15 protein-coding genes are annotated in these 21,081 nt (G+C 64.5%); 4 read left to right on the forward strand and 11 right to left on the reverse strand.

Annotated features, from left to right (window positions below; all coding sequences use genetic code 11):
• Positions 1–2: 2 nt before the first annotated feature.
• From fghA to HHL21_RS02370, 3 genes are all read right to left on the reverse strand, one after another.
• On the reverse strand, positions 3–845 hold the full coding sequence (gene fghA / locus HHL21_RS02360) for an S-formylglutathione hydrolase (RefSeq protein ID WP_169463630.1): 843 nt from the start codon (positions 843–845) through the stop codon (positions 3–5).
• Between the two features lie 201 nt (positions 846–1,046).
• Positions 1,047–1,628, reverse strand: a complete 582-nt coding sequence (locus HHL21_RS02365) for a chromate transporter (RefSeq protein WP_169463631.1) — start codon at positions 1,626–1,628, stop codon at positions 1,047–1,049.
• Positions 1,625–2,200, reverse strand: coding sequence for a chromate transporter (locus HHL21_RS02370; RefSeq protein WP_169463632.1), 576 nt, complete (start codon positions 2,198–2,200; stop codon positions 1,625–1,627). The genes HHL21_RS02365 and HHL21_RS02370 overlap by 4 nt, the downstream gene beginning before the upstream one ends.
• Positions 2,201–2,466: 266 nt before the next feature.
• Between HHL21_RS02370 and HHL21_RS02375 the strand changes: the two genes are divergently transcribed.
• Positions 2,467–2,691 carry a hypothetical protein gene (locus HHL21_RS02375; protein WP_169463633.1) on the forward strand — a complete coding sequence of 75 codons (225 nt, stop codon included), beginning with the start codon at positions 2,467–2,469 and terminating at the stop codon, positions 2,689–2,691.
• 454 nt (positions 2,692–3,145) lie between these two features.
• Complete coding sequence (locus HHL21_RS02380) at positions 3,146–5,230, forward strand: ATP-dependent helicase (RefSeq protein ID WP_169463634.1); 2,085 nt, start codon at positions 3,146–3,148, stop codon at positions 5,228–5,230.
• Positions 5,231–5,236: 6 nt separating this feature from the next.
• Here HHL21_RS02380 and HHL21_RS02385 read toward each other — a convergent pair whose 3' ends face one another.
• The 3 genes from HHL21_RS02385 to HHL21_RS02395 are packed head-to-tail and all read right to left on the reverse strand — an operon-like array spanning position 5,237 to position 6,962.
• Complete coding sequence (locus HHL21_RS02385; protein ID WP_169463635.1) at positions 5,237–6,106, reverse strand: response regulator; 870 nt, start codon at positions 6,104–6,106, stop codon at positions 5,237–5,239.
• 31 nt (positions 6,107–6,137) lie between these two features.
• Positions 6,138–6,341, reverse strand: a complete 204-nt coding sequence (locus tag HHL21_RS02390; RefSeq protein WP_169463636.1) for a hypothetical protein — start codon at positions 6,339–6,341, stop codon at positions 6,138–6,140.
• 42 nt (positions 6,342–6,383) lie between these two features.
• On the reverse strand, positions 6,384–6,962 hold the full coding sequence (locus HHL21_RS02395) for a phosphohydrolase (protein ID WP_169463637.1): 579 nt from the start codon (positions 6,960–6,962) through the stop codon (positions 6,384–6,386).
• Between the two features lie 133 nt (positions 6,963–7,095).
• On the opposite strand from HHL21_RS02395, the gene HHL21_RS02400 reads away from it, so the two are divergent.
• Complete coding sequence (locus tag HHL21_RS02400; protein ID WP_169463638.1) at positions 7,096–9,189, forward strand: NAD(P)-binding protein; 2,094 nt, start codon at positions 7,096–7,098, stop codon at positions 9,187–9,189.
• A gap of 95 nt (positions 9,190–9,284) precedes the next feature.
• Positions 9,285–10,817 carry a glycerol-3-phosphate dehydrogenase gene (gene glpD, locus HHL21_RS02405; RefSeq protein WP_169463639.1) on the forward strand — a complete coding sequence of 511 codons (1,533 nt, stop codon included), beginning with the start codon at positions 9,285–9,287 and terminating at the stop codon, positions 10,815–10,817.
• Here the strand turns inward: glpD and HHL21_RS02410 are convergent.
• The 5 genes from HHL21_RS02410 to HHL21_RS02430 form a co-directional block, all read right to left on the reverse strand.
• Positions 10,796–11,464, reverse strand: coding sequence for a YceI family protein (locus tag HHL21_RS02410; RefSeq protein ID WP_169463640.1), 669 nt, complete (start codon positions 11,462–11,464; stop codon positions 10,796–10,798). The two genes, glpD and HHL21_RS02410, sit on opposite strands and share 22 nt — an antisense overlap.
• A gap of 365 nt (positions 11,465–11,829) precedes the next feature.
• Positions 11,830–13,011 (reverse strand): DUF8607 domain-containing protein, encoded by a 1,182-nt coding sequence (locus HHL21_RS02415; RefSeq protein WP_169463641.1) that lies wholly within the window; start codon positions 13,009–13,011, stop codon positions 11,830–11,832.
• Between the two features lie 99 nt (positions 13,012–13,110).
• The gene (locus tag HHL21_RS02420; protein WP_169463642.1) at positions 13,111–13,962 is read right to left on the reverse strand and encodes a CheR family methyltransferase; all 852 of its coding nucleotides are present in this window, start codon (positions 13,960–13,962) and stop codon (positions 13,111–13,113) included.
• The gene (locus HHL21_RS02425) at positions 13,950–18,842 is read right to left on the reverse strand and encodes a HAMP domain-containing protein (RefSeq protein WP_169463643.1); all 4,893 of its coding nucleotides are present in this window, start codon (positions 18,840–18,842) and stop codon (positions 13,950–13,952) included. The genes HHL21_RS02420 and HHL21_RS02425 overlap by 13 nt, the downstream gene beginning before the upstream one ends.
• Complete coding sequence (locus HHL21_RS02430) at positions 18,839–20,779, reverse strand: putative bifunctional diguanylate cyclase/phosphodiesterase (protein ID WP_370659652.1); 1,941 nt, start codon at positions 20,777–20,779, stop codon at positions 18,839–18,841. The genes HHL21_RS02425 and HHL21_RS02430 overlap by 4 nt, the downstream gene beginning before the upstream one ends.
• Positions 20,780–21,081 lie beyond the last annotated feature (302 nt).

Below are 21,081 nucleotides of genomic sequence, written 5' to 3' on the forward strand. Positions count from 1 at the left end.
GCTCAGGCGCCCAGGCTGGCGCTGTGGAAGTTGAGGTGGTCTTCGATGAAGGTCGAGATGAAGTAGTAGCCGTGGTCGTAGCCGGCATGGCGCCTGAGCTCGAGCGGCTGGCCGGCGTGGCGGCATGCGGCCTCGAAGGCTTCAGGATAGAGCTGGTCGCCGAGGAACTTGTCGGCCAGTCCCTGGTCGATCAGGATCCCGTTGGGGAAGGGCGCATTGGCCTGCGACATCAGCGCGCTGGCGTCGTAGGCGCGCCAGCTTGACTCATCCGCGCCAAGGTAGCCGCTGAAGGCTTTCTCGCCCCATGGGCAGCGCGACGGCGCGGCGATCGGCGCGAATGCCGATACCGAGCGGAACAAGCCAGGATTGCGCAGGGCCAGCACCAGCGCGCCGTGGCCGCCCATCGAGTGGCCGAAAATGCCGATGCGCGCTGCGTCGAGCGGCAATTCGGCCACCAGCAGGTCGCGCAGTTCCAGGATGTAGCTGTACATGCGGTAATTCTTGCTCCACGGCTCTTCGGTGGCGTCGACATAGAAGCCCGCACCCACGCCGAAGTCCCACGCATCCGCTTCCCCGGCAACACCGGCGTCGCGCGGACTGGTGTCGGGCGCGACCAGGACCATGCCTTCGCGCGCGGCGACGCGCTGGGCGCCGCCTTTCATCATGAAGGTTTCTTCATTGCAGGTCAGGCCGGCGAGATAAAACAAGGCCGGCAGCTTGCCCGGCGCTGCCTCCGCGGGAAGGAACACCGAGAAGCGCATCGGCAGGCCGGTCGCGGCCGACTGATGGCGGTAAAAGCGTTGCGAGCCGCCGAAGCATGCGTGTTCGCTGATGAGTTCGAGCATGGATGTACCTGGTTGTGAAGTCGCGCCAGTATGCCTGTATGCGCGGAAAGTTGCCAACGCACTAAGGATGGGTGGCGCCGAGGCGCTTGTCGTCCGGTGCGCCGAATGCCGGAAAACGGGCCTGTGCCCATGATCGCCTCCCAGAAGTGGTGATGCCAGATGCTAGCCGCTTTGCGCGCCCGCCATGCCGAAGCAGGTCAATCAGACGAGTTGTAGCCAGCCGAGCGCCGCGCCGGCGGCGAGGAACCACAGCAGGTGCAGCCGGGTGCGCCAGATCAGCAGGCCGCTGGCGATCGCGAGCAGCCACAGCGGCCAGTTGGCGCGCGCGGCCTGGGGCGCGCTGCCGAGGATCCAGCTGGTCGACAGCAGCAGGGCGACCACCACCGGCGCCATGCCCATCTTGAAGGCACGCACCGCGCGCAGCTCACGGTTCTGGTGGCCCCAGCGGGCCGCGACATAGGTCAGCACGGTCGACGGCAGCAGGATGCCGAGCATGGTCACCGCGACGCCGAGCAGCGCGGCGGTGGTGCTTCCCGCGTTCATGCCGACGTTCCAGCCCATCAGGGCGACGAACAGCACGTTCGGCCCGGGCGCGGCCTGGGCGATGGCGATCGAGTGGTTGAACTGTTGCTGGGTCAGCCAATGGTTCTGTTCGACCAGGTAGCGGTGCATTTCCGGTGTGGTCGAGATCGCGCCGCCGAACGACATCAGCGACAGCATCAGGTAATGCCCGAACAGGCTGGCCCAGTCGCTCCAGCCGAGCACGATGGCGTGGGCGGTCATCGTTTCAGCCTGCGATAGGTGAGGACGCAGCCGAGCCCGCCGACGCCGAACAGCACGTACAGCAGCGGAACCTGGACCAATGCGACCAGCACGAACGCCAGTGCCGCCAGCGCCACGCCCCACGCCAGCGGCATCGGATGGCGCGCCAGTGCGCTCGACAGCCTCAACCCGGCCGCGCCGATCATTCCCGCGGACACGGCCGCCATGCCGCGCAAGGCGCCGTCAACCCCCGGATGGCCGGCGAAATGGCTGTGCAACATCGCCAGCAGGATGACGATGACCAGTGGAATGGCCAGCATGCCGCCCAGCGCCGACAACGCGCCCGGCAAGCCGAAGTAGCGCCCGCCGATCATCAGCGCCAGGTTGACCACGTTCGGCCCGGGCATCACCTGCGCGACCGCCCAGTCCTCGATGAACTCGTCCTGGGTCAGCCATCGCTTGCGGTCAACCAGTTCGCGCTGGACGACCGCGACCACCCCGCCAAAGCCTTGCAAGGCCAGCAGGGTGAATGAAAAAAACAGGTCGGTCAGGGATTGCGGACGAGGGCGCTCGGCATCTTGCGAAACAGTCATTTCCCATTATCGCGCCTGGCCTGCTGCTTGTCCACGCGCGCCTGGCCGACGGATGCAAGAAATGCCCTTCAAAGGTGCACTGATTCTAGTCCTGCACCGGCATCGGGCAGGTCCGTTTCCGCGTGGCTGCAACCCCCCTTCATTGATTACCGCATAACGTAATATTTACCCGTTTTGATGGGAAGCTGACATTGACTTTGAGGTTTATTAGGGGATACTCCGATAGCAGAGAAATCGATCCGGATCAGAAAACGTGAGGAGTTGCGATGAATCAATACCAATACGCCGGTGCAAACCTGGCGGTTATCGAACCATCCTACGAACGCACTGATGGCCGGCGGCGCGATATTGTGAACAATGCGATTTCCGTGCAAGAAGCCAGCAACACGGTCGCCGCGCTCGAATACCTCAAATCCCACAGCATCGCTCCGCAAGTGATCGAGCGTGTCCTCCTCGAACCGGCAAAGCGCCGTTACCACACAGCGCAGTAAACCGCACGGCAGCGGTAGTCTGGTGCACTTCATATCAAAAAATTATCGAATTGGCGGATTTTCAAGTATTCCGGAGGCCCGGGTTATGCACAAAAAATTCTCAAAAGTATTTTTCAAGTTCTTTTTGCGCTTAGGCCCGTTGACTTTTCAAGTCATTGATTTTTAAGGGTAAATACTTCTGCCTGTGGAATGGGCATTTTGTTGAAACCCGCATCAGTATTGGGTTCCGGGGTGTCAAGGGGGTGTTTTCCACAAAGTTATGCACAGCGAATGTGGATATCTGAAAAAGTGCTTTAGTTACGGCTACTTAGCGCAGAAAACCAATTCAATGATGAGATTTCGCAAAGTATCGTGACGCCGCCGCACAAATTTCCGTGCGAATTGTCGGAATTTTTCTTGCGCTGGATAACTGGATAAATGTACAGTTGTACGGTTCCCCCCGTTAAATGCCCAGATGCAAGCCGTCGCCGATAAAACCGTCCCCGAAGATCCCTATGCCAGCCTGAACCCGGAGCAACGCGCCGCGGTCGAGCACGATATCGGGATCGACAACCCGCGCCCGCTGCTGGTGATCGCCGGCGCCGGTTCGGGCAAGACCAGCACGCTGGCGCACCGGGTGGCGCGGCTGATCCAGGACGGCGCCGACCCGCAGCGCATCCTGCTGCTGACGTTCTCGCGCCGCGCGGCGGTCGAGATGACCAACCGCGCCGGCAACGTGCTGCAGCGGGTGATGGGGTTGCGCAGCGCGCAGGCGCCGAACACGCTGCCGTGGGCCGGCACCTTCCACAGCATCGGCGCGCGCCTGCTGCGCGAATACGCCGGCCGGATCGGGCTGGACGACTCGTTCACCATCCACGACCGCGGCGATTCGGAAGACCTGATCGGCCTCGTGCGCCACGAGATCGGCCTGACCCAGACCCAGAAACGCTTTCCGCTGAAGGGCACCTGCCTGTCGATCTACTCGCGCGTGGTCAACAGCTGCGAGCCGCTGGCCGACGTCCTGCAAAGCACCTTCCCATGGTGCAGCGAGTGGGAGCAGGAACTCAAGACGCTGTTCGGCGCCTACGTCGACGCCAAGCAGGAGCAGAACGTGCTCGATTACGACGACCTGCTGCTGTTCTGGTCGGAGATGGCCGCCGACCCGGAACTGGGCCCGGAGATCGGCGCGCTGTTCGACTACGTGCTGGTCGACGAATACCAGGACACCAACCGCCTGCAGGCGGCGATCATCACCGGCATGAAGCCGGACGGGAAGGGCGTGATGGTGGTCGGCGACGATGCCCAGTCGATCTACTCGTTCCGCGGCGCCACCGTGCGCAACATCCTCGACTTCCCTCAGCAGTTCAGCCAACCGGCCTGCATGATCACGCTCGAGCGCAATTACCGCTCGACCCAGCCGATCCTGGACGCGTCCAATGCGGTGATCGCCGCGGCGCTGGAACGCCACGCCAAGACGCTGTGGACCGACAAGGTATCGACCGCGCAGCCGCAGCTGGTGCTGATCCCGGACGAAGCAGAACAGGCGCGCTGGGTGTGCAACCGCATCCTCGAACACCGCGAAGCCGGCATCGCGCTGACGTCGCAGGCGGTGCTGTTCCGCGCCGCCAGCCACAGCGCCGCGCTGGAACTGGAACTCATGCGCCGCAACGTCCCCTTCGTCAAATTCGGCGGCCTGAAGTTCCTGGAGGCCTCGCATATCAAGGACGTGCTGGCGGTGCTGCGCTTTGCCCAGAACCCGAGCGGGCGCATGGCCGGTTTCCGCGTGGCCCAGCTGATCCCCGGGATCGGGCCGGCCACCGCCACCCGCCTGCTCGATGCGCTCGGCGAAGCGGCCGAACCGGTGCTGGCGCTGGAGGCGTTTGCGGCGCCGGCGAAGGCCGGAGGCGAATGGCAGGCCTTCGTGGCCCTGTACCGCGCGCTGCGTACGCCGGGCCTGCGCTGGCCGGCCGATATCGGCCTGGTCAGGAACTGGTACCTGCCGCAGCTCGAACGCATGCACGACGACGCGCAGGTGCGCGCTGCCGACGTCGAGCAGCTGGCGCAGCTGGCCGGCGGCTACGACTCGCGCGAGACTTTCCTGGCCGAGATCACGCTCGATCCGCCCGACGCGACCAGCGACCGCGCCGGGCCGCCCAACCTCGATGAGGATTATGTGATCCTGTCGACCATCCACTCGTCCAAGGGACAGGAATGGAAGTCGGTGCATGTGCTGAATGTGGTGGACGGCTGCATCCCGTCGGATATGAGCACCGGCAGCGCGCAGGAAATCGAGGAAGAGCGGCGGCTGTTATATGTTGCGATGACGCGCGCCAAAGAGCACCTGCACCTGGTGGTGCCGAACCGCTTCTTCATCAAGCAGCAGGCGCAGATGGGCGACCGGCACGTGTACGCGGCGCGCACCCGCTTTATCAGCCCGGCGATGCTCAAGCACTTCGAGCAATGCGTGTGGCTGACGGCGGACCAGGCGCATAGCAGGAAGCCGATGCCGGACAGCGTAAGGATGCTGGTGCGCGAGCGCGCGCGCAATGCGTGGAAATAAAGCCGGTCAGCCGCCTGTTTCAGTGGCGACCGCCACGTACTGATAGGGCAAGCCAGCGTGGCCCTTGAATGCCAGCGCAGCGCAGCGCAGCGCAACGGGCGCGCCGCTGCCGCCGGTGATCTCGAGGTCGCCTGCCCAGCCGCCGCTGCGCACCAGCGCGCCGACAATCTCGTGCGCGCGGTCGACACCAATGCTCGCTCGACGCAGCGTGCTGACAGGGCGCCCGACCAGCGCGTCGCGCGCCACGCCCAGCACCGTGCACAGGCGTTCATTCGCGTCGGTCACGACGCCGTCGCGGTCCAGCGTCAGGATCAGCGCCAGCGGGTTCAAGGCCGCCTGCACATTGCGGGAGTGCGCCAGTTCCTCGTTCAGCCTGTCGCGCGCGGCCTTGGCGGCGGCCAAGGTCGAATAGGCGCGCAGCGATGCGATCACGGTCGTGAACAGCTTGCGCGTGGTGAGATCGGCCTTGCACCAGTAATCGTTAATGTCGTAATCGACGATGACGCCGTGCTCGAACGCCTGTCCCGGCTGGCCGGTGCGCAGGACGATCCTGACGAGGTCATTGTGCAGATCGTCGCGCAGCTGGCGCGCCACGCGCAGCCCGGCGTCGTCGGTTTCCATGATCACGTCGAGCAGCACCATGGCGATGTCGGGCGTGTCGCGCAGCACCGCCAGCGCTTCCGTGCCGCTGTACGCGTGCAGGAAACTCAGGCGCCGCCCCTGGAAATTGGCTGAGCTGAGGGCGAACTTGGTGACGACGTGAACGTCGACGTCGTCGTCCACGATCAGGATGCGCCATGGCGCCGGTTCGGGTGCGGAAGGGGGGTCGGATGGATCGTCGTCTTCGACGATCAGGTCTGGGTCGGTCGATAACATGAGTCAACATTAAGTCAGCAGGGACCTATTGTCAAAGAAATTTACGGTTGCCGTTGCTAGTTATCCCCGGTAAGGAAATTTTGTAGGAATTTGCCGCATCCAGCGATCGCTGCGACGCAGCACTGAACGCTAAGTTCTTGATTTTATTGACATGGATTTTTGCCTCCAGAACGGGCAGTTTGTTGAAAACCGCATGGATACGGGCGTTCTGGCTTGTCAAGCGGGCCTTATCCACAACGTTATCCACAGTTCTTGTGGATATCGGGAAAAAACACCGTCAAATCCGCCACTTAGCGTCGAGGCCGCTTGCCGCGACCGGCATCGGCCGCAGGCCCAGCAGGCGGTCGAATTCGTCGAGGAATGCCAGTTTGGCATCGCGTGGACTCATCGGGACGATGGGGCCGGGCAAGGCGCGCACCGTATCGAGGTAGGCCCAGCGCTCCACCGAATGGGGCATCAGGTCGCGTTTTTCGGTGGCGAGGGCGATCAGGTCGGCCTCCTTGATCGGACCGTAATCCGAGAAATCGACGCCGAACGCGGCGCCGATGATCAGGCTGACCTTGTCTTCGATGGCCGCGAATTCAGGCAGCAGCACCTTGAGCGGCTTGACCATATCGCCGAGATAGGCCTCGGCGGCGTCGTGCAGCAGGGCCGCGAGGCGCAGCGCGGGCGGCACCAGCGAGGCCACCACAAGGCTGTGCTGGGCCACCGAGTAGAACTCGCAGGTCTGTCCGTTGAAGCGGCACTGATAGGCCAGCCCGTGGGCGATATCCTCGATCGCGACATGGTCGATGCGCGGCTCGAGCGGGTAGAAACGGTTGCCCGAAAAGGTGGAAACGTAAGGTGTCGTGATCATGCTGTCGCGTGGTTCTCCTGGCTGTCCCCCATCTTACACACTGGGCCACGGCAACCTCGCATGATTGATATTTGCGAACATGAAACGCTGCCGATGAAAATACACTGGCCGCTGACGTTGACGGGAGCACGCGATGACGACCAGGCCAGCAGCAAGCGCGCAGCGCGAGAAAATCGCCATCCTCGGCGGCGGTATCGGTTCGCTGGCGGCGGCGTGGCACCTGTCGTCGACGCCCGCGTGGCAGGACCGCTACGAGATCGTCCTCTATCAGCACGGCTGGCGGCTCGGCGGCAAGGGCGCCAGCGGCCGCAATGCGCTGCACGCGCAGCGCATTGAGGAACACGGGCTGCATACCCTGTTCGGCTTCTACAGCAACACGTTCGCGATGATGCGCGCGGTGTACGACCGTCTCGGACGCGCTCCCGGCGCGCCGCTTGCCACCTGGCGCGACGCCTTCCGTCCCCACGATTACCTCGCGCTGGCCGAACCGGTCGACGGCGCATGGCGGCCCTGGCACATGGTGTTCCCCACCTTGCCTGGCGAGCCGGGGTCGGGCGAACCGGTGACGATGTGGCAGATGGCGATGACGCTGCTCGGCTGGATCGGCCGCTGGCTGGACCAACTGGCAAGCCTGCAGGGCGTCGCGCTGCACGGCAGCGACGCCGCGCGTTCGTACCGCCTGCTGTCGGCGCTCGCGCGCACGATGCCGGACGACTCGCTCAAGCATCAGCAGCGCCAGCACACGCTGCTGGCGCAGGCGCTGGAAGGAATGCGCGCGCGCGTCCGCGCCAGCTATCGCGGGCTTGCCCCCGCCGGCGATGATTTGCGGCGCCTGCGCATCAGCCTTGAAACAAGCAGTACGGTGCTCAAGGGACTGTTCGCCGACGGCGTGTTCATCAAAGGCTTCGACTCGGTCAACGGCATCGACTTGCGCGCGTGGCTGGCCAGGCACGGCGGCGACCCTGAACTGTGCATCGATTCGACGCCGGTACGCGCCGCCTACGACCTCGTGTTCGCCTATGAGGACGGCGACGTCGCCAGGCCGACGGCGGAAGCGGGCACCATGCTGCGCGGGATGCTGCGCCTGATGCTCGGCTATAAAGGCAGCATGATCTTCAAGATGCAGGCGGGGATGGGCGACACCGTGTTCGCACCGCTGTACGAGGTGCTGTCCTGGCGCGGGGTCAAGTTCAGGTTCTTCCACCGGGTCGAAGAGCTGGTGCCCAGTGGTGGCGACATCGGCGCCATCCGCATGACGCGCCAGGTGGCGCTGCGCCAGGGACGCTACAGCCCGCTGGCCGGGGTGCGCGGGCTCGATTGCTGGCCCTCCGCGCCCGACTACGCGCAGATCGAACCGGCGCAGGCGGTGCTGCTGCAGGAGCGTGAAGTCGACCTCGAATCCTGGTGGAGCAACTGGCCCGAACTGCACCGCCGCCAGTTCGGCCAGCCACTGCCGGAAGTCGTACTGGAGCACGGGCGCGATTTCGACAAAGTCGTGTTCGGGATCCCGGTCGGCTCGCTGCCGCTGCTTTGCCCGCGCTTGCTGGCAAACAGCGCGCCGCTGAAGGCTGCGTCCGAACAGATTCGCACCGTCGCCACCCAGGCCTGCCAGGTGTGGATCGAACGGACGCTGGCCCAGGTGGGATGGACCCACCAGCCTGGCAGCCAGCAGCCGGTGCTGGCCGGCTTTTCCGAGCCTTACGGCATCTGGGCGCCGATGGACCACCTGCTCGCGCGCGAAGACTGGCCACCCGCCCAGGAGCCGGACAACGTCTCCTACTTCTGCAGCGCGCTGCCGATGGCGGCGTATCCGCCGCAGTCCGAGCATGGGTTTCCCGCACGCGCGCGGGCGCTCGCCAGGGAGGGCGCGATCGAGCTGCTCGGCCAGCGCATCGGCCAACTGTGGCCGGCGGCGGGGCGTCCCGGAAGCTTTGCGTGGCACTGGCTGTCCGACCCGCAGCAGCGTGGAGGCGTGGCGCGCTTCGACGCCCAGTACTGGCGCGCGAACGTCGAGCCGTCGGACCGCTACGTGCTCTCCGTGGCCGGCAGCGCGCAGTACCGCCTGCCGTCCGACGGAACCGGGTTCGCCAACCTCTACCTCGCGGGAGACTGGCTGAAAACGGGGCTTGACGCCGGCTGCATCGAAGCCGCCGTCATGGGCGGCATGCAGGCGTCGCGCGCCATCAGCGGCTACCCGGAATTCATCGAGGGCGAGCACGATGCCTGACTTTGATGACGGCGATAAGCGGACATTTGTAACGGCGGCGCTTTCGGTACACAATCAGGGCGTGCGTCCGGTGCTGGCGCATACGGGAGCGGAGGATGGACGAACCAGGTGGGCTGATCGAAACCGACGTGCTGGTTGTGGGCGGCGGGATCAACGGCGCCGGCATCGCGCGTGACGCCGCCGGCCGCGGCCTGCGCGTGACCCTGTGCGAAAAAGACGACCTGGCCGCGCACACCTCGTCGGCGTCGAGCAAGCTGATTCACGGCGGCCTGCGCTATCTCGAACATTACGAATTCGGGCTGGTGCGCAAGGCGCTGGCCGAACGCGAAGTGCTGCTGCGCAGCGCGCCGCACATCATGCGCCCCCTGCGTTTCGTCATGCCCCACGATCGCGGCCAGCGCCCGGCATGGCTGATCCGCGCGGGCCTCTACCTGTATGACACGCTGGCGCGGCGCGAATTCCTGCCCGGTTCCGAAGCGGTGGCGCTGCGCGCGCACGCCGCCGGTGTGCCGTTGAAGGAAACGTTCACGCGCGGGTTCGTCTATTCGGACGGCTGGGTCGACGATGCGCGGCTGGTCGTCCTCAACGCCATCGCGGCGCGCGAGCGCGGCGCCACGATACTGACGCGTACCACGTGCAGCGCGCTGCGGCGCGATGCGCAGCACTGGACCGCGACGCTGACCCACGCCGGGGGCAGCACGCAGGTAAAGGCGCGCTGCCTGGTGAATGCGGCCGGCCCGTGGGCAGCGCAGTTCCTGCAAAGCGCATCCAGCGCGCGGCCGCGCCAGGCGCTTCGACTGATCAAGGGCAGCCACATCGTCGTGCCGCGGCTGTTCGAGCACGACTACGCCTACATCTTCCAGCACCCCGACGGCCGCATCGTGTTCGCCATGCCGTACGAGCACGCGTTCACGCTGATCGGCACAACCGACCTCGATTACGACGGTGACCTCGACAGTGTAGCGATCACCGAGCGCGAGGTAGGCTACTTGTGCGAGCTATCCAACCGCTACTTCAAGCGCGCCATTGCTCCGGCCGATGTGGTGTGGACCTATTCGGGCGTACGGCCGCTGGTTGAAGGCGATGCCACCACTGCGGCCGCTGCTACGCGCGACTTCCGCCTCGACATGGATGCGGATGCGGCGCCAATGCTGACGGTCTTAGGCGGCAAGATCACGACCTTCCGAAAACTGGCGGAAGAAGCAGTCGACCGCATCGCACCGTTGCTTGGAAACCGCAGCGGCGCATGGACCGCGGCGGCCTGCCTGCCCGGCGGCGATCTGTTCGGCGGTAAGCCGTCGAACCGCGGCGTGATCGAATTCGGTCGCTGGCTTGACGGAGTAGGGCGCAGGTATCCGTGGCTGCCGCCGCCACTGGCCGCGCGCTACGCCCGCGCATATGGCAGCCGCATCGAGATCCTGCTGGCGCGCCGCCAGGGCATGCACGAGCTGGGCCCGCAAATCGTTCCCGGCCTGTATGCGGCCGAAGTGGATTACCTGATCGAACACGAATGGGCTACCTGCGCCGCCGACATCCTCTGGCGCCGTTCCAAGCTTGGCCTGCACGCGGGCGAAGGCAGCGCACCGCTGCTCGACGAATGGATCGCTCAGCGCACGCGGCTGGCGTGAATCCGGAAGCTCAGCTCCATCTCGTCGCGCACCACGAGCGCTCCCCCGAGCATGGACATCGGTGTGATCCCGAACGCTGTCTGCCGCAGCCTGACGCTTCCCGTTGCGGCGAGATTGTCAGGCGTGACTTCGAGGGCCGCAGGCACGTCGATGCTGCGTGTGACACCGCGCAGCGTGATTGCGAGACGCATTGTCCCCGCAGCGCCCGCAAGCTGCTGAGCGCGCAGCTGGACCACGGGGTAGCGGCCGGCCTCCAGCACGCGACCAAGCATGTTCGCGCGCGTGCCGGCGATGGCGTCAGCCGGTACCGCGCCGGGCAAGCCGGCCGTCGCGCGCGCCGCGGGCTCGTCCACCGTCATCTCATCGAGCCGGAATCCGAAGTCGGCACGTGCCTGTGAAGGAGCTGCATAACCCGAGATGTTCCTGCTGGCGATCGCATGGTCATGCCCCATCCTGGAAAACAGGCCGCCGCGACGCACCACCACAGTAATGACGGAGGCTTGCGGATCGATGCGGTAGACCGGCGCGCCGGCGGCAGCGGCTTCGCGATAGGAATCATACGGGTCGCGCTGTGCGGGCTGTAGCGACGGCGCGATTGACGCGGCGCAGCCAGCCAGCAGGAGGAGGGGAGCGAGACAGGCTTTCATGATCCAGGGATTCCGGTGGAGCGCTGATCCCTGAGTTTAACCTGTCCTTCAGCGGCCGTGAAAAAGGCCTTGTCCTTCCCAGCGGGCCGGCCCAGGTTGCAGATCCGATCGGCGCGGCGAATGACGCCGCCTGTGAGGGCGGATGCCACCCTCCAGGCCCGACCCTTCGATCAGGCGCACTCTGTGCTGGACAAAAACATGGGCGAGGCCGCACTGCACGCCCGACTCCCCGGCGACCCTTGCAAGCGCGTCCGTGATGTCGCTGGTCGCGCGTCCGGAGGTGGAAAACTCGAGGGTAAACTGCTGATTCATCGAATGATCTCCGTCCCTGGCGCCGTCATTCAACTGTCGCGGAGCGGTGGCCGTCAGCCTACCCAGTCCGCAAGCTTCTCGGCCGATTTCACCGCATCGACAAACGAGTTGTCGCGTTTCGGCAGCTTGACTTGCTTCTCGCAGAATGCGCGGATTTCCTGGCTAAAGTCTGTGCGACCCGCACTCGCCGCATGGCTAATACCGTAGAGCATCACATCGTAGTCGGACAAGCCGCCCATCGGCATCCGGACGCCTGTTTCCATCGCTTTGCCGAACAGGTTCTTGTCGTTCGCGAGATCACGCATGCATTGCCCGACCGGTTTGCGCTGTGCTTCTTCCTCGCGCACGGTTTTCACCTCGGCCGCGAGCATACCCTCGGCGCTCTCCAGCTTTTCCTTTGCATACGCACGGGCGACGTCATTCGCGCATAGCGACCTGACCAGCTTTGCCGCGTGCGGCGACGCGGCGAGGATTGCTTTGGTATCCAGGCGCGCGAGGAATGCCGGGCATTTTCCGGCGTCGAACAAGGACGGATACTTCGCGACCATGACCGCAATGTCGGGGCTGCCCAGCTCGAACGCATATGCGGCTCCCATCGGCGAAACCGGCATGCCGCCGCGCAGGAACAAATCCACGGTGCGAATATCGCCGTCAGCGATGGCGCGCTCCAGGCGAATGGCTTCCCACATGACGCCGCTGTTAAGGAGTTCCTTGCGCGGGTCGTCGCTGCGTTCGCGCTTGAAATTATCCGCCTTGGTATCGATGCGTTCAAGCGCCTGGTTGGTCTTCTGCACTTCGGCATACAGCTTTTCGCTGATTCCCATTTGCTGCTGCGCCACTGAAACGGCGCTGACATTCGAGGCCAGCACACCGCCGCCGTCGCTGGCGGCAAACGATTTCCCTGCGATCAGAAGGCAAATGACGCCAAAGACACTGACCACATGGAGCGCGTGCGAGGTCCATGGACGCGCCGGGTTCCAGATCCAGCGTGCGTCGTCCGTGTCGACTGTCATCCGGGCCCATACGGTCTCATAGAATTTCTGGCCCCGGACGGTCATCGTCGCCAGCAGGACGACCGCGGTGCACAGCGCGGCCATGCCGGCGGCGGCGACCACCACCGAACCGCCAACCGGGCTGAACACGTCGCCGACCACGCCAATGGCGGCGCTGGGCAGCGCGGCGATTGCCGCGAGCCCTTGCAGCCGCTCCTTCAACTTGATTTCACCACCACCCATAACTGCTCCGTTAGCAAAGTAATTTCGTCAACCACCTGTTGACAATTACTATACATTAACAATTCGGCAGCATCTGGATTTTTTGCGCGTGGCGCCGGGCTAAGCCACGCGCTTGTACCAGCCCTGGTGCGGAAACACCGCCTGGTAATTCGCGCCGAACGCGTCGCCTTGATCGAACTCGCGGTCGATCCCGAGCACGCCGAAACGCGACAGGCTGTCATGGAACAGCCGCAGCACGCGGCGCCGCAGCACCGGTCCGAAGTCGGGCAGGGCGCGCCGGCACACGATCAGCTGGAACTCGTTGAACGAGGCGTCCGTCACCAGGTTGTACTGCGCCCAGTTGATGCGGCTGCGCAGGTGGGCCGCCAGCACGGCATGGCCGCCGTCGACCTCGAAGTAGTCGTCGAGGTTGCCGGTGCCGCCGCTCGCGCGGTAGTTGTCCTTGCACTGCGCCATGCGCGCAAGCGGAATGGCGGCATGCTGGGCTTCGGCCAGCACCTGCTCGTTCGCCGCGGTCGCGTAGATCTCGGTGCGCGTATGCAGCTGCTCCTCGGCCAGCATGATCGCCAGCGACCACACCTCCTCGGCGCCGCCGAATTCGGCCAGCCAGATCTTCGGAACGGCGGACGCGCGCAGGCACGACGCCAGCACAATGCGCAGCTGGCGCGCCTGCTCCGGATCGTCGAACAAGGCGGCCGGCGCCACCGACAGGACGCGCAGCAGGGCTGCGCTGACGCCAGGTTCGTGCAGCACACGATCCTGCAGGCTCGATACGGTCGCAAGACCGCGCTTGCGCATCAGGCGGTACAGGCGGCGGCGGATGGCCTGGCGGTCGTAAGCCCTGAAGTCGAAGCCGTAACGCTGGAACAACGCTTCCAGCAGCAGTTCGATCTCCAGTTCTTCCGTCGCCAGCCCCGTCTCGGCGGCAGTGAAGCCGCTCAATGCAGCCACACTCGCATCAGCGACAGCAGTTGGGCCACATCGACAGGCTTGGTGATGTAGTCCGACGCGCCGGCGGCGATACACTTGTCGCGGTCGCCCTTCATGGCTTTCGCGGTCAGGGTAATGATCGGCAGCGACTTAAACTTCGGAATGCGGCGGATCGCGCGCATCGTGTCGTAACCGTCCATCTCCGGCATCATGATGTCCATCAGGACGATCTCGATGGTCGGGTCCTTCTCCAGCACCTCGATACCGTCGCGGCCGTTTTCGGCGAAGGAGACCTGCATCTGCTGGCGCTCCAGCAGCGAGGACAGCGCGAAAATGTTGCGCAGGTCATCGTCGACGATCAGTACCTTGCGTCCGGCCAGGCCGCCGTCGGCCGCGTGGATCTCGTCGAGCATGCGGCGCTGCTGTTCCGGCAGCGATGCGTGCGAACGGTGCAGGAACAGCGCCGTCTCGTCGAGCAGGCGTTCGGGCGAACGGGCATCCTTGATCACGATGGTCTTGGCGTAGCGCTTGAGCTTCGTGACTTCCTTCTTGTTCAGGTCCTTGGCCGTGTAGATCACGATCGGCAGGTCGCGCAGGGAAGGGGCCTTGCCGATCACGTCGAGCAGGTCGAAGCCGCTGATGTCCGGCAGCGTCAGGTCGAGCACCATGCAGTCGAAGTGCGAGCCGCGCAGCGCTTCCAGCGCCGCTTCGCCCGTTGCGACCGTCACGATGCGGATGTCGCTGTCGCCGATCAGCGCAACGATGGCGTCGCGCTGCGCCGCTTCGTCGTCCACCACCAGCAGGCTGCGTTTGCCGCCCAACAGGAACTTCTGGATGCGGGTGAATTCTTCCTGCAAGGTCTCGCGGCTGACCGGCTTGTTCATGTACGAGATGGCGCCCTGGCGCAGCGCGCGTTCGCGCTCGCGCAGGCTGGACATCACGTGCACAGGGATGTGGCGGGTGCTGGGGTCGCGCTTGAGGCGATCCAGCACCGTGAAACCGTCGATGTCGGGCAGGTCGATGTCGAGCAAGATCGCCGACGGCAGGTAGTCGCGCGCCAGCGACAGGGCGGAGCCGCCTTGCTGGGTAACGATGACCTTGAAGTTCTTCTCGCGGGCGAACTCGATCACGACGTTGGCGAAGCGCTCGTCGTCTTCAACGATCATCACCGACGGGTCGCCCGGCGCGATCAGCGAACGGTCGTCCATCACCGGGCTGTATCCGACCATTTGCGGATGGTCGATGGCATCGAGGATTTCGATTTCATTTTCGAAGCGGGGCGCGACCTGGTAGCTGGTCTGCGGTGGCGGCGCAAGGCGGGCTGGCCGCGGCTGGCGCGTCTGCTCGTAGTTGATGAAGCCGGCGCGGTTGTATGGCAGGTACAGCGTGAAGGTGGAGCCGCCGTTGACGATCGATTCGACCCGGATCTCGCCGCCAAGCAGTCGCGCCAGTTCGCGCGAAATCGACAGGCCAAGGCCGGTGCCGCCGTACTTGCGCGCGGTCGAGCCGTCAGCCTGCTGGAACGCTTCGAAGATCAGCTGCAGCTTGTCGGAGGCGATACCGACACCGGTATCTTTTACCGAGAACGCCAGCACGGCGTCGGCGTGCACCAGGTTCGGGTGGTCGCTGGTCCAGCCGCTGGTGACCAGCGAGATTTCCAGCGCGACCTTGCCGTGGTGGGTGAACTTGAACGCGTTCGACAGCAGGTTTTTCAGGACCTGCTGCAGGCGCGTGGTATCGGTCATCACCGCTGCAGGCAGGGCGTCGGCCAGCTCGACCGTGAAGCCGAGGTGCTTCGCTTCGGCCATGTGGCGGAAGGTGCGGTCGACGTAGTTGCGCAGCGTCGAGAAGCGGTACTCGGAGACGTCCAGCGTGACCGTGCCGGACTCGATCTTCGACAGGTCGAGAATGTCGTTAATCAAGGTCAGCAAGTCGGAGCCGGAGCCATGGATGGTCTTGGCGAATTCGACCTGCTTGCCCGACAGGTTGCCCTCCGGGTTGTCGGACAGCTGCTGCGCCAGGATCAGCAGCGAGTTAAGCGGGGTACGCAGTTCGTGCGACATATTCGCAAGGAACTCGGACTTGTACTTGGACGACAGGGCCAGCTGGGTCGCTTTTTCTTCCAGCGCCAGTTTCGCCTGTTCCACCTCGCGGTTTTTCCGTTCCACCTCGATGTTCTGCTCGGACAGCAGGCGCGCCTTTTCCGCCAGTTCCTGGTTGGTCTGCTGGAGTTCCTGCGCCAGCGACTGCGACTGGGTCAGCAGCGATTCGGTACGGCTGTTCGCCTCGATGGTGTTCAGGACCACGCCGATCGACTCCATCAGCTGGTCGAGGAAGGAGAGGTGGGTTTCGGTGAAACGGTCCAGCGATGCGATCTCGATCACCGCCTTGACCTGCTGCTCGAACAGGATCGGCAGCACCACGATGTTGTTTGGCGGCGCAGCGCCGAGGCCCGACGAGACCACGATGTAATCGCGCGGCACGTCGGTCAGCCAGATGCGGCTCTTCTCCAGCGCGCACTGGCCTACCAGGCCTTCGCCCGGCAGGAAGGAGGTTGGCAGCTTGCGGCTGGACCGGTAGCCGTAGCTGGCGATCATGCGCAGGCGCGCGTCGATCTCCTGCGAGTCCATCATGTAGAACACGCCGTGGTGGGCGGACACCAGCGGCGCCAGTTCCGACAGGATCAGCTTGGTCACCGCCTGCAAGTCACGCTGGCCTTGCAGCAGTCGCGTGAAGCGCGCCAGGTTGGTCTTCAGCCAATCCTGCTGCGCATTCTTCTGCGTCGTCTCTTTCAGGTTTCGGATCATCTCGTTGATGTTGTCCTTCAGGTAGGAGACCTCGCCGCGCGCCTCCACCTGGATCGAACGCGACAAGTCGCCTCGCGTCACCGCCGTCGCCACCTCCGCGATCGCGCGCACCTGGTTGGTCAGGTTTGCCGCCAGCTGGTTGACGTTCTCGGTCAGGTCTTTCCAGGTGCCCGCGACGCCGGACACGTTCGCCTGGCCGCCCAGCTTACCTTCGGTACCCACCTCGCGGGCGACGCGCGTCACCTCCGATGCGAACGAGGACAACTGGTCCACCATGACGTTAATGGTGTCTTTCAGTTCGAGAATTTCGCCCTTCACGTCCACCGTAATTTTCTTGGACAAGTCGCCTCGCGCCACCGCGGTCGTCACCGCCGCGATGTTACGCACCTGGCCGGTCAGGTTCGACGCCATGAAGTTCACGTTATCCGTCAAGTCTTTCCAGGTGCCGCCGACACCCGGTACATATGCCTGGCCGCCCAGCTTACCTTCGGTACCCACCTCACGCGCGACGCGGGTCACCTCCGATGCGAACGAGGACAACTGGTCCACCATGACGTTAATGGTGTTCTTCAGTTCGAGAATCTCGCCCTTCACGTCCACCGTAATCTTCTTCGACAGGTCGCCGTTCGCCACCGCGGTCGTCACGTCCGCGATGTTACGCACCTGGCCGGTCAGGTTACCCGCCATCGAGTTCACGCCGTCGGTCAAGTCTTTCCAGGTACCCGCGACACCCGGCACGTTCGCCTGGCCGCCCAGCTTACCTTCGGTACCCACCTCGCGCGCCACGCGCGTCACCTCCGATGCAAAGGAGTTCAGCTGGTCGACCATGACGTTGATGGTGTTCTTCAGTTCGAGAATCTCGCCCTTCACGTCCACCGTGATCTTTTTTGACAAGTCGCCGTTCGCCACCGCGGTCGTCACGTCCGCGATGTTTCGCACCTGGCCGGTCAGGTTGCCCGCCATCGAGTTCACCGAGTCGGTCAAATCCTTCCACGTACCCGCGACGCCCTTCACCTGCGCCTGGCCGCCCAGCTTACCCTCGGTACCCACCTCACGCGCCACGCGCGTCACTTCCGATGCGAACGAGGACAACTGGTCCACCATGACGTTAATGGTGTTCTTCAGTTCGAGAATCTCGCCTTTCACGTCCACCGTAATCTTCTTCGACAGGTCGCCGTTCGCCACCGCGGTCGTCACCGCCGCGATGTTACGCACCTGGCCGGTCAGGTTCGACGCCATGAAGTTCACGTTATCGGTCAAGTCCTTCCAGGTGCCGCCGACGCCAGGCACGTATGCCTGGCCGCCCAGCTTGCCTTCAGTACCCACCTCACGCGCCACCCGGGTCACCTCGGACGCGAACGAGCGCAGCTGGTCCACCATGACGTTAATCGTGTCCTTCAGCTGCAGGATCTCGCCGTGCACGTCCACCGTGATCTTTTTCGACAAGTCGCCGTTCGCCACCGCGGTCGTCACTTCCGCGATGTTACGCACCTGCGACGTCAGGTTGCCCGCCATCGAGTTCACCGAGTCGGTCAAGTCTTTCCACGTACCCGCCACGCCCTTCACCTGCGCCTGGCCGCCCAGCTTGCCTTCGGTACCCACCTCGCGCGCCACGCGCGTGACTTCGGACGAGAACGAGGACAGCTGTTCCACCATCGTGTTCGCAGTCATTGCCGCGCGCAGGTACTGGCCCTTCAGCGGATGGCCGTCCACTTCCAGCACCATCGTCTGCGACAGGTCGCCTTTCGCCACCGCGCCGATGACGCGCGCCATTTCCGTGGTCGGGCGCACAAGGTCGTCGATCAGGGTGTTGACGGAGCTGATGATCGTGGCCCAGCTGCCGACCATGTTCGGCACCGCGGCGCGCTGCGTCAGGCGGCCTTCGCGGCCCACCACGCGCGACACTTCGGTGACGGTTTTGACCATCTTCTCTTTGGTCTCGATGATCTCGTTCAGGGTGTCGGCGATCTTGCCGGACACTCCCGTCCAGTCGGATGGCATGCGCACGGAGAAGTCGCCTTTTTTAAGCGCCATCAGCGTGGCTAGCAGGAGCTTTGCATCAAGCTCTTCGGCCATTTCGGTCATGTTGTTCATCGACTATGTCCTCGTTTTCTGGGAGTGGAAAGGTTGGCCCGGGATGGGGCCCGGTGCGATTTTGGGGGAATCCGGGTGCCGGCTTGTTCGAGCAGCGCGAGCATCGGCGCCGCCTGCAGGGCAGGGCTGAATAATTCGCCATGATACTCGTCGCATCCGAGCGAATTTAAAACGGCTAGCTGGCCGTTGGTAAGCACGCCCTTGGCGAGCACGCGCAGCCCGAGCGCGCGCGAAAGATGCACCAGCGCCGCCAGCATGTCCTCGCCGCCAGGCTCGCCGATTGCGCTCACAAACGACGAGTCGATCCGCAGCGCCGCGAAGGGCAGGGTGCGCAGCAGGCCAAGGCCTGGGCCGGCGCCGGCGCTGCCGAAGTCGTCCACCACCAGGCTGACGCCGCCCTGGTGCAGTGCGTGCAGCGCATGGTCGGCGTCGCGCCGGCCTGCCAGCATCTGCTCGGTGACCTGCAGTTCGAGCGCGCCGGCCGGCAGTTTGCAGGCGCGCAGCCGGGCCAGCACTTGCTGGGCAAGCGCGGCGCTGACGCCAGCCGACAGCAGCCGCACCGACATCGGCGGCGCCGGCAGCGGCGCGGCCGAGCCGCGCCATTGCGCCGCTTGCGCGCAGGCCTCGCCGATGGTCCAGGCATCGACCCGTTCGAGCAGGCCGCGCTCGGTCACCCCGCTCACGTGGTCGCGGGCCTCGACCAGGCCGTGGCGCGGATGGCGCCAGCACAGGTGCGCGTCGATCCCGCGCAGTTCGCCGTTGGCGACGCCGGCGCGCGGCTGGAAGGCCAGCTCGAATTCGCCGTTGTCGAGCGCGTGCTTGAGTTCCCTGGTCCACAGCGCGCGTTCGGTCTCGCGCGCGTTGAGTTCTTCGCGGAAGAACTCGATGCCGCCGCGCTTGTTCTGCTTGGCGTAGTACATGGCGCGGTCGGCGTTGCGCATCAGTGCCGCGGCGTTGCCGGCATCCTGCGGGTACAGCGCGATGCCGATGCTGGTGCCGGTCTGGACGCCGTGGCCGTCGATGTCGAACGGGCGCGCGTGGGCCACGCTGATCTTGCGGGCGACGCGGGCGGCGTTGGCGGCAGCGCCTTTACCCTCCAGCAGCACGACGAATTCATCGCCGCCCAGGCGCGTCACCACGTCCGACACCCGCACCGACGCCAGCAGGCGCGCGGCGACCTGGCGCAGCAGTTCGTCGCCGGCCTGGTGGCCGAGGCTGTCGTTGACCTGCTTGAAGCGGTCGAGGTCGAGGAACAGCAGCGCGCATTCGCCCTGGTGGCGGTCGCAGGTGGCGACGGCGTGTTCGAGCTGCTGGATCAGCGAGCGCCGGTTGACCAGGCCGGTCAGCGCGTCGCGGATCGACAGGTCGTGGGCGCGCTGTTCGGCCAGTTTGCGTTCGGCGACTTCCTGTTCGAGTTCGGCGTTGATGCGCTTCAGGTCCTGCATGCGCTGCACGCGCAGGTCCTGGTTGAGCAGCGACAGTTCGGCGGTCTTGGCGCGCAGTTCGAGGTTCTTGCGGGTCAGGTCGACGAACACCGCGACCTTGGTCTGCAGTACCTGCGGGATCACCGGCGTAAACAAGTAGTCGGCCGCCCCGGACTGGTAAGCCTTCAGGCGGTGCATCTCGTCGGCGTAATAGGCGGTGATGAAGATGATCGGGACCGAACTGCTGCGCGGGTGCGAGTGGATCGCTTCGGCGGTCTCGAAGCCGTCCATGCCGGGCATGTTCACGTCCAGCAGGATCACGGCGAATTCGTGGGTCAGCACTTTGCGCAGCGTTTCGTGACCCGAGGTAGCCGTCACCAGCTCGTAGGGGTTCTGGTCCATTGCAGACGTCAACAGGCTTTCGAGCGCAAAAAGGCTCGCCGCGTCATCGTTGACCAACAATACTTTCGGGATCTGCACGCCAGACTGGACCTGTAAGGTTTGAAACGCCACTTCGCCGCAGGGTCGAACAATACTCGAGTGCGCTCCTTCGTCAAGAGGGCGCGCTATGAATACGAAGAGTATGCCACGAAAGGTTTAACAATTTTACATGTGAAATAACATACCAAGACTTAATAGCCTACATGAATCAAAATTTCCTCGACGCACGTTTCACGACCCGCGAACCCTGCGGCGTTGCGCGAAAACCACGGGCGAGTGTAAATGCGTGAGCGAGCATATGCAGAATCTACGACTTGTGCTTTCAGGAAATGTATGCTTGCGAAGGAAAAGCCGCGATTTGTGGAACGGGAGCA

It is taken from the genome of Massilia polaris (assembly GCF_012927275.1).
In the GTDB taxonomy this organism is placed as follows: domain Bacteria; phylum Pseudomonadota; class Gammaproteobacteria; order Burkholderiales; family Burkholderiaceae_D; genus Telluria_A; species Telluria_A polaris.

What these genes read in the sequence shown, in the direction of transcription:
- fghA (WP_169463630.1), bottom strand. Translation starts at nt 845, where the DNA reads ATGCTCGAACTCATCAGCGAACACGCATGCTTCGGCGGCTCGCAACGC.
- HHL21_RS02365 (WP_169463631.1), bottom strand. Translation starts at nt 1,628, where the DNA reads ATGACCGCCCACGCCATCGTGCTCGGCTGGAGCGACTGGGCCAGCCTG.
- HHL21_RS02370 (WP_169463632.1), bottom strand. Translation starts at nt 2,200, where the DNA reads ATGACTGTTTCGCAAGATGCCGAGCGCCCTCGTCCGCAATCCCTGACC.
- HHL21_RS02375 (WP_169463633.1), top strand. Translation starts at nt 2,467, where the DNA reads ATGAATCAATACCAATACGCCGGTGCAAACCTGGCGGTTATCGAACCA.
- HHL21_RS02380 (WP_169463634.1), top strand. Translation starts at nt 3,146, where the DNA reads ATGCAAGCCGTCGCCGATAAAACCGTCCCCGAAGATCCCTATGCCAGC.
- HHL21_RS02385 (WP_169463635.1), bottom strand. Translation starts at nt 6,106, where the DNA reads ATGTTATCGACCGACCCAGACCTGATCGTCGAAGACGACGATCCATCC.
- HHL21_RS02395 (WP_169463637.1), bottom strand. Translation starts at nt 6,962, where the DNA reads ATGATCACGACACCTTACGTTTCCACCTTTTCGGGCAACCGTTTCTAC.
- HHL21_RS02400 (WP_169463638.1), top strand. Translation starts at nt 7,096, where the DNA reads ATGACGACCAGGCCAGCAGCAAGCGCGCAGCGCGAGAAAATCGCCATC.
- glpD (WP_169463639.1), top strand. Translation starts at nt 9,285, where the DNA reads ATGGACGAACCAGGTGGGCTGATCGAAACCGACGTGCTGGTTGTGGGC.
- HHL21_RS02410 (WP_169463640.1), bottom strand. Translation starts at nt 11,464, where the DNA reads ATGAAAGCCTGTCTCGCTCCCCTCCTCCTGCTGGCTGGCTGCGCCGCG.
- HHL21_RS02415 (WP_169463641.1), bottom strand. Translation starts at nt 13,011, where the DNA reads ATGGGTGGTGGTGAAATCAAGTTGAAGGAGCGGCTGCAAGGGCTCGCG.
- HHL21_RS02425 (WP_169463643.1), bottom strand. Translation starts at nt 18,842, where the DNA reads ATGAACAACATGACCGAAATGGCCGAAGAGCTTGATGCAAAGCTCCTG.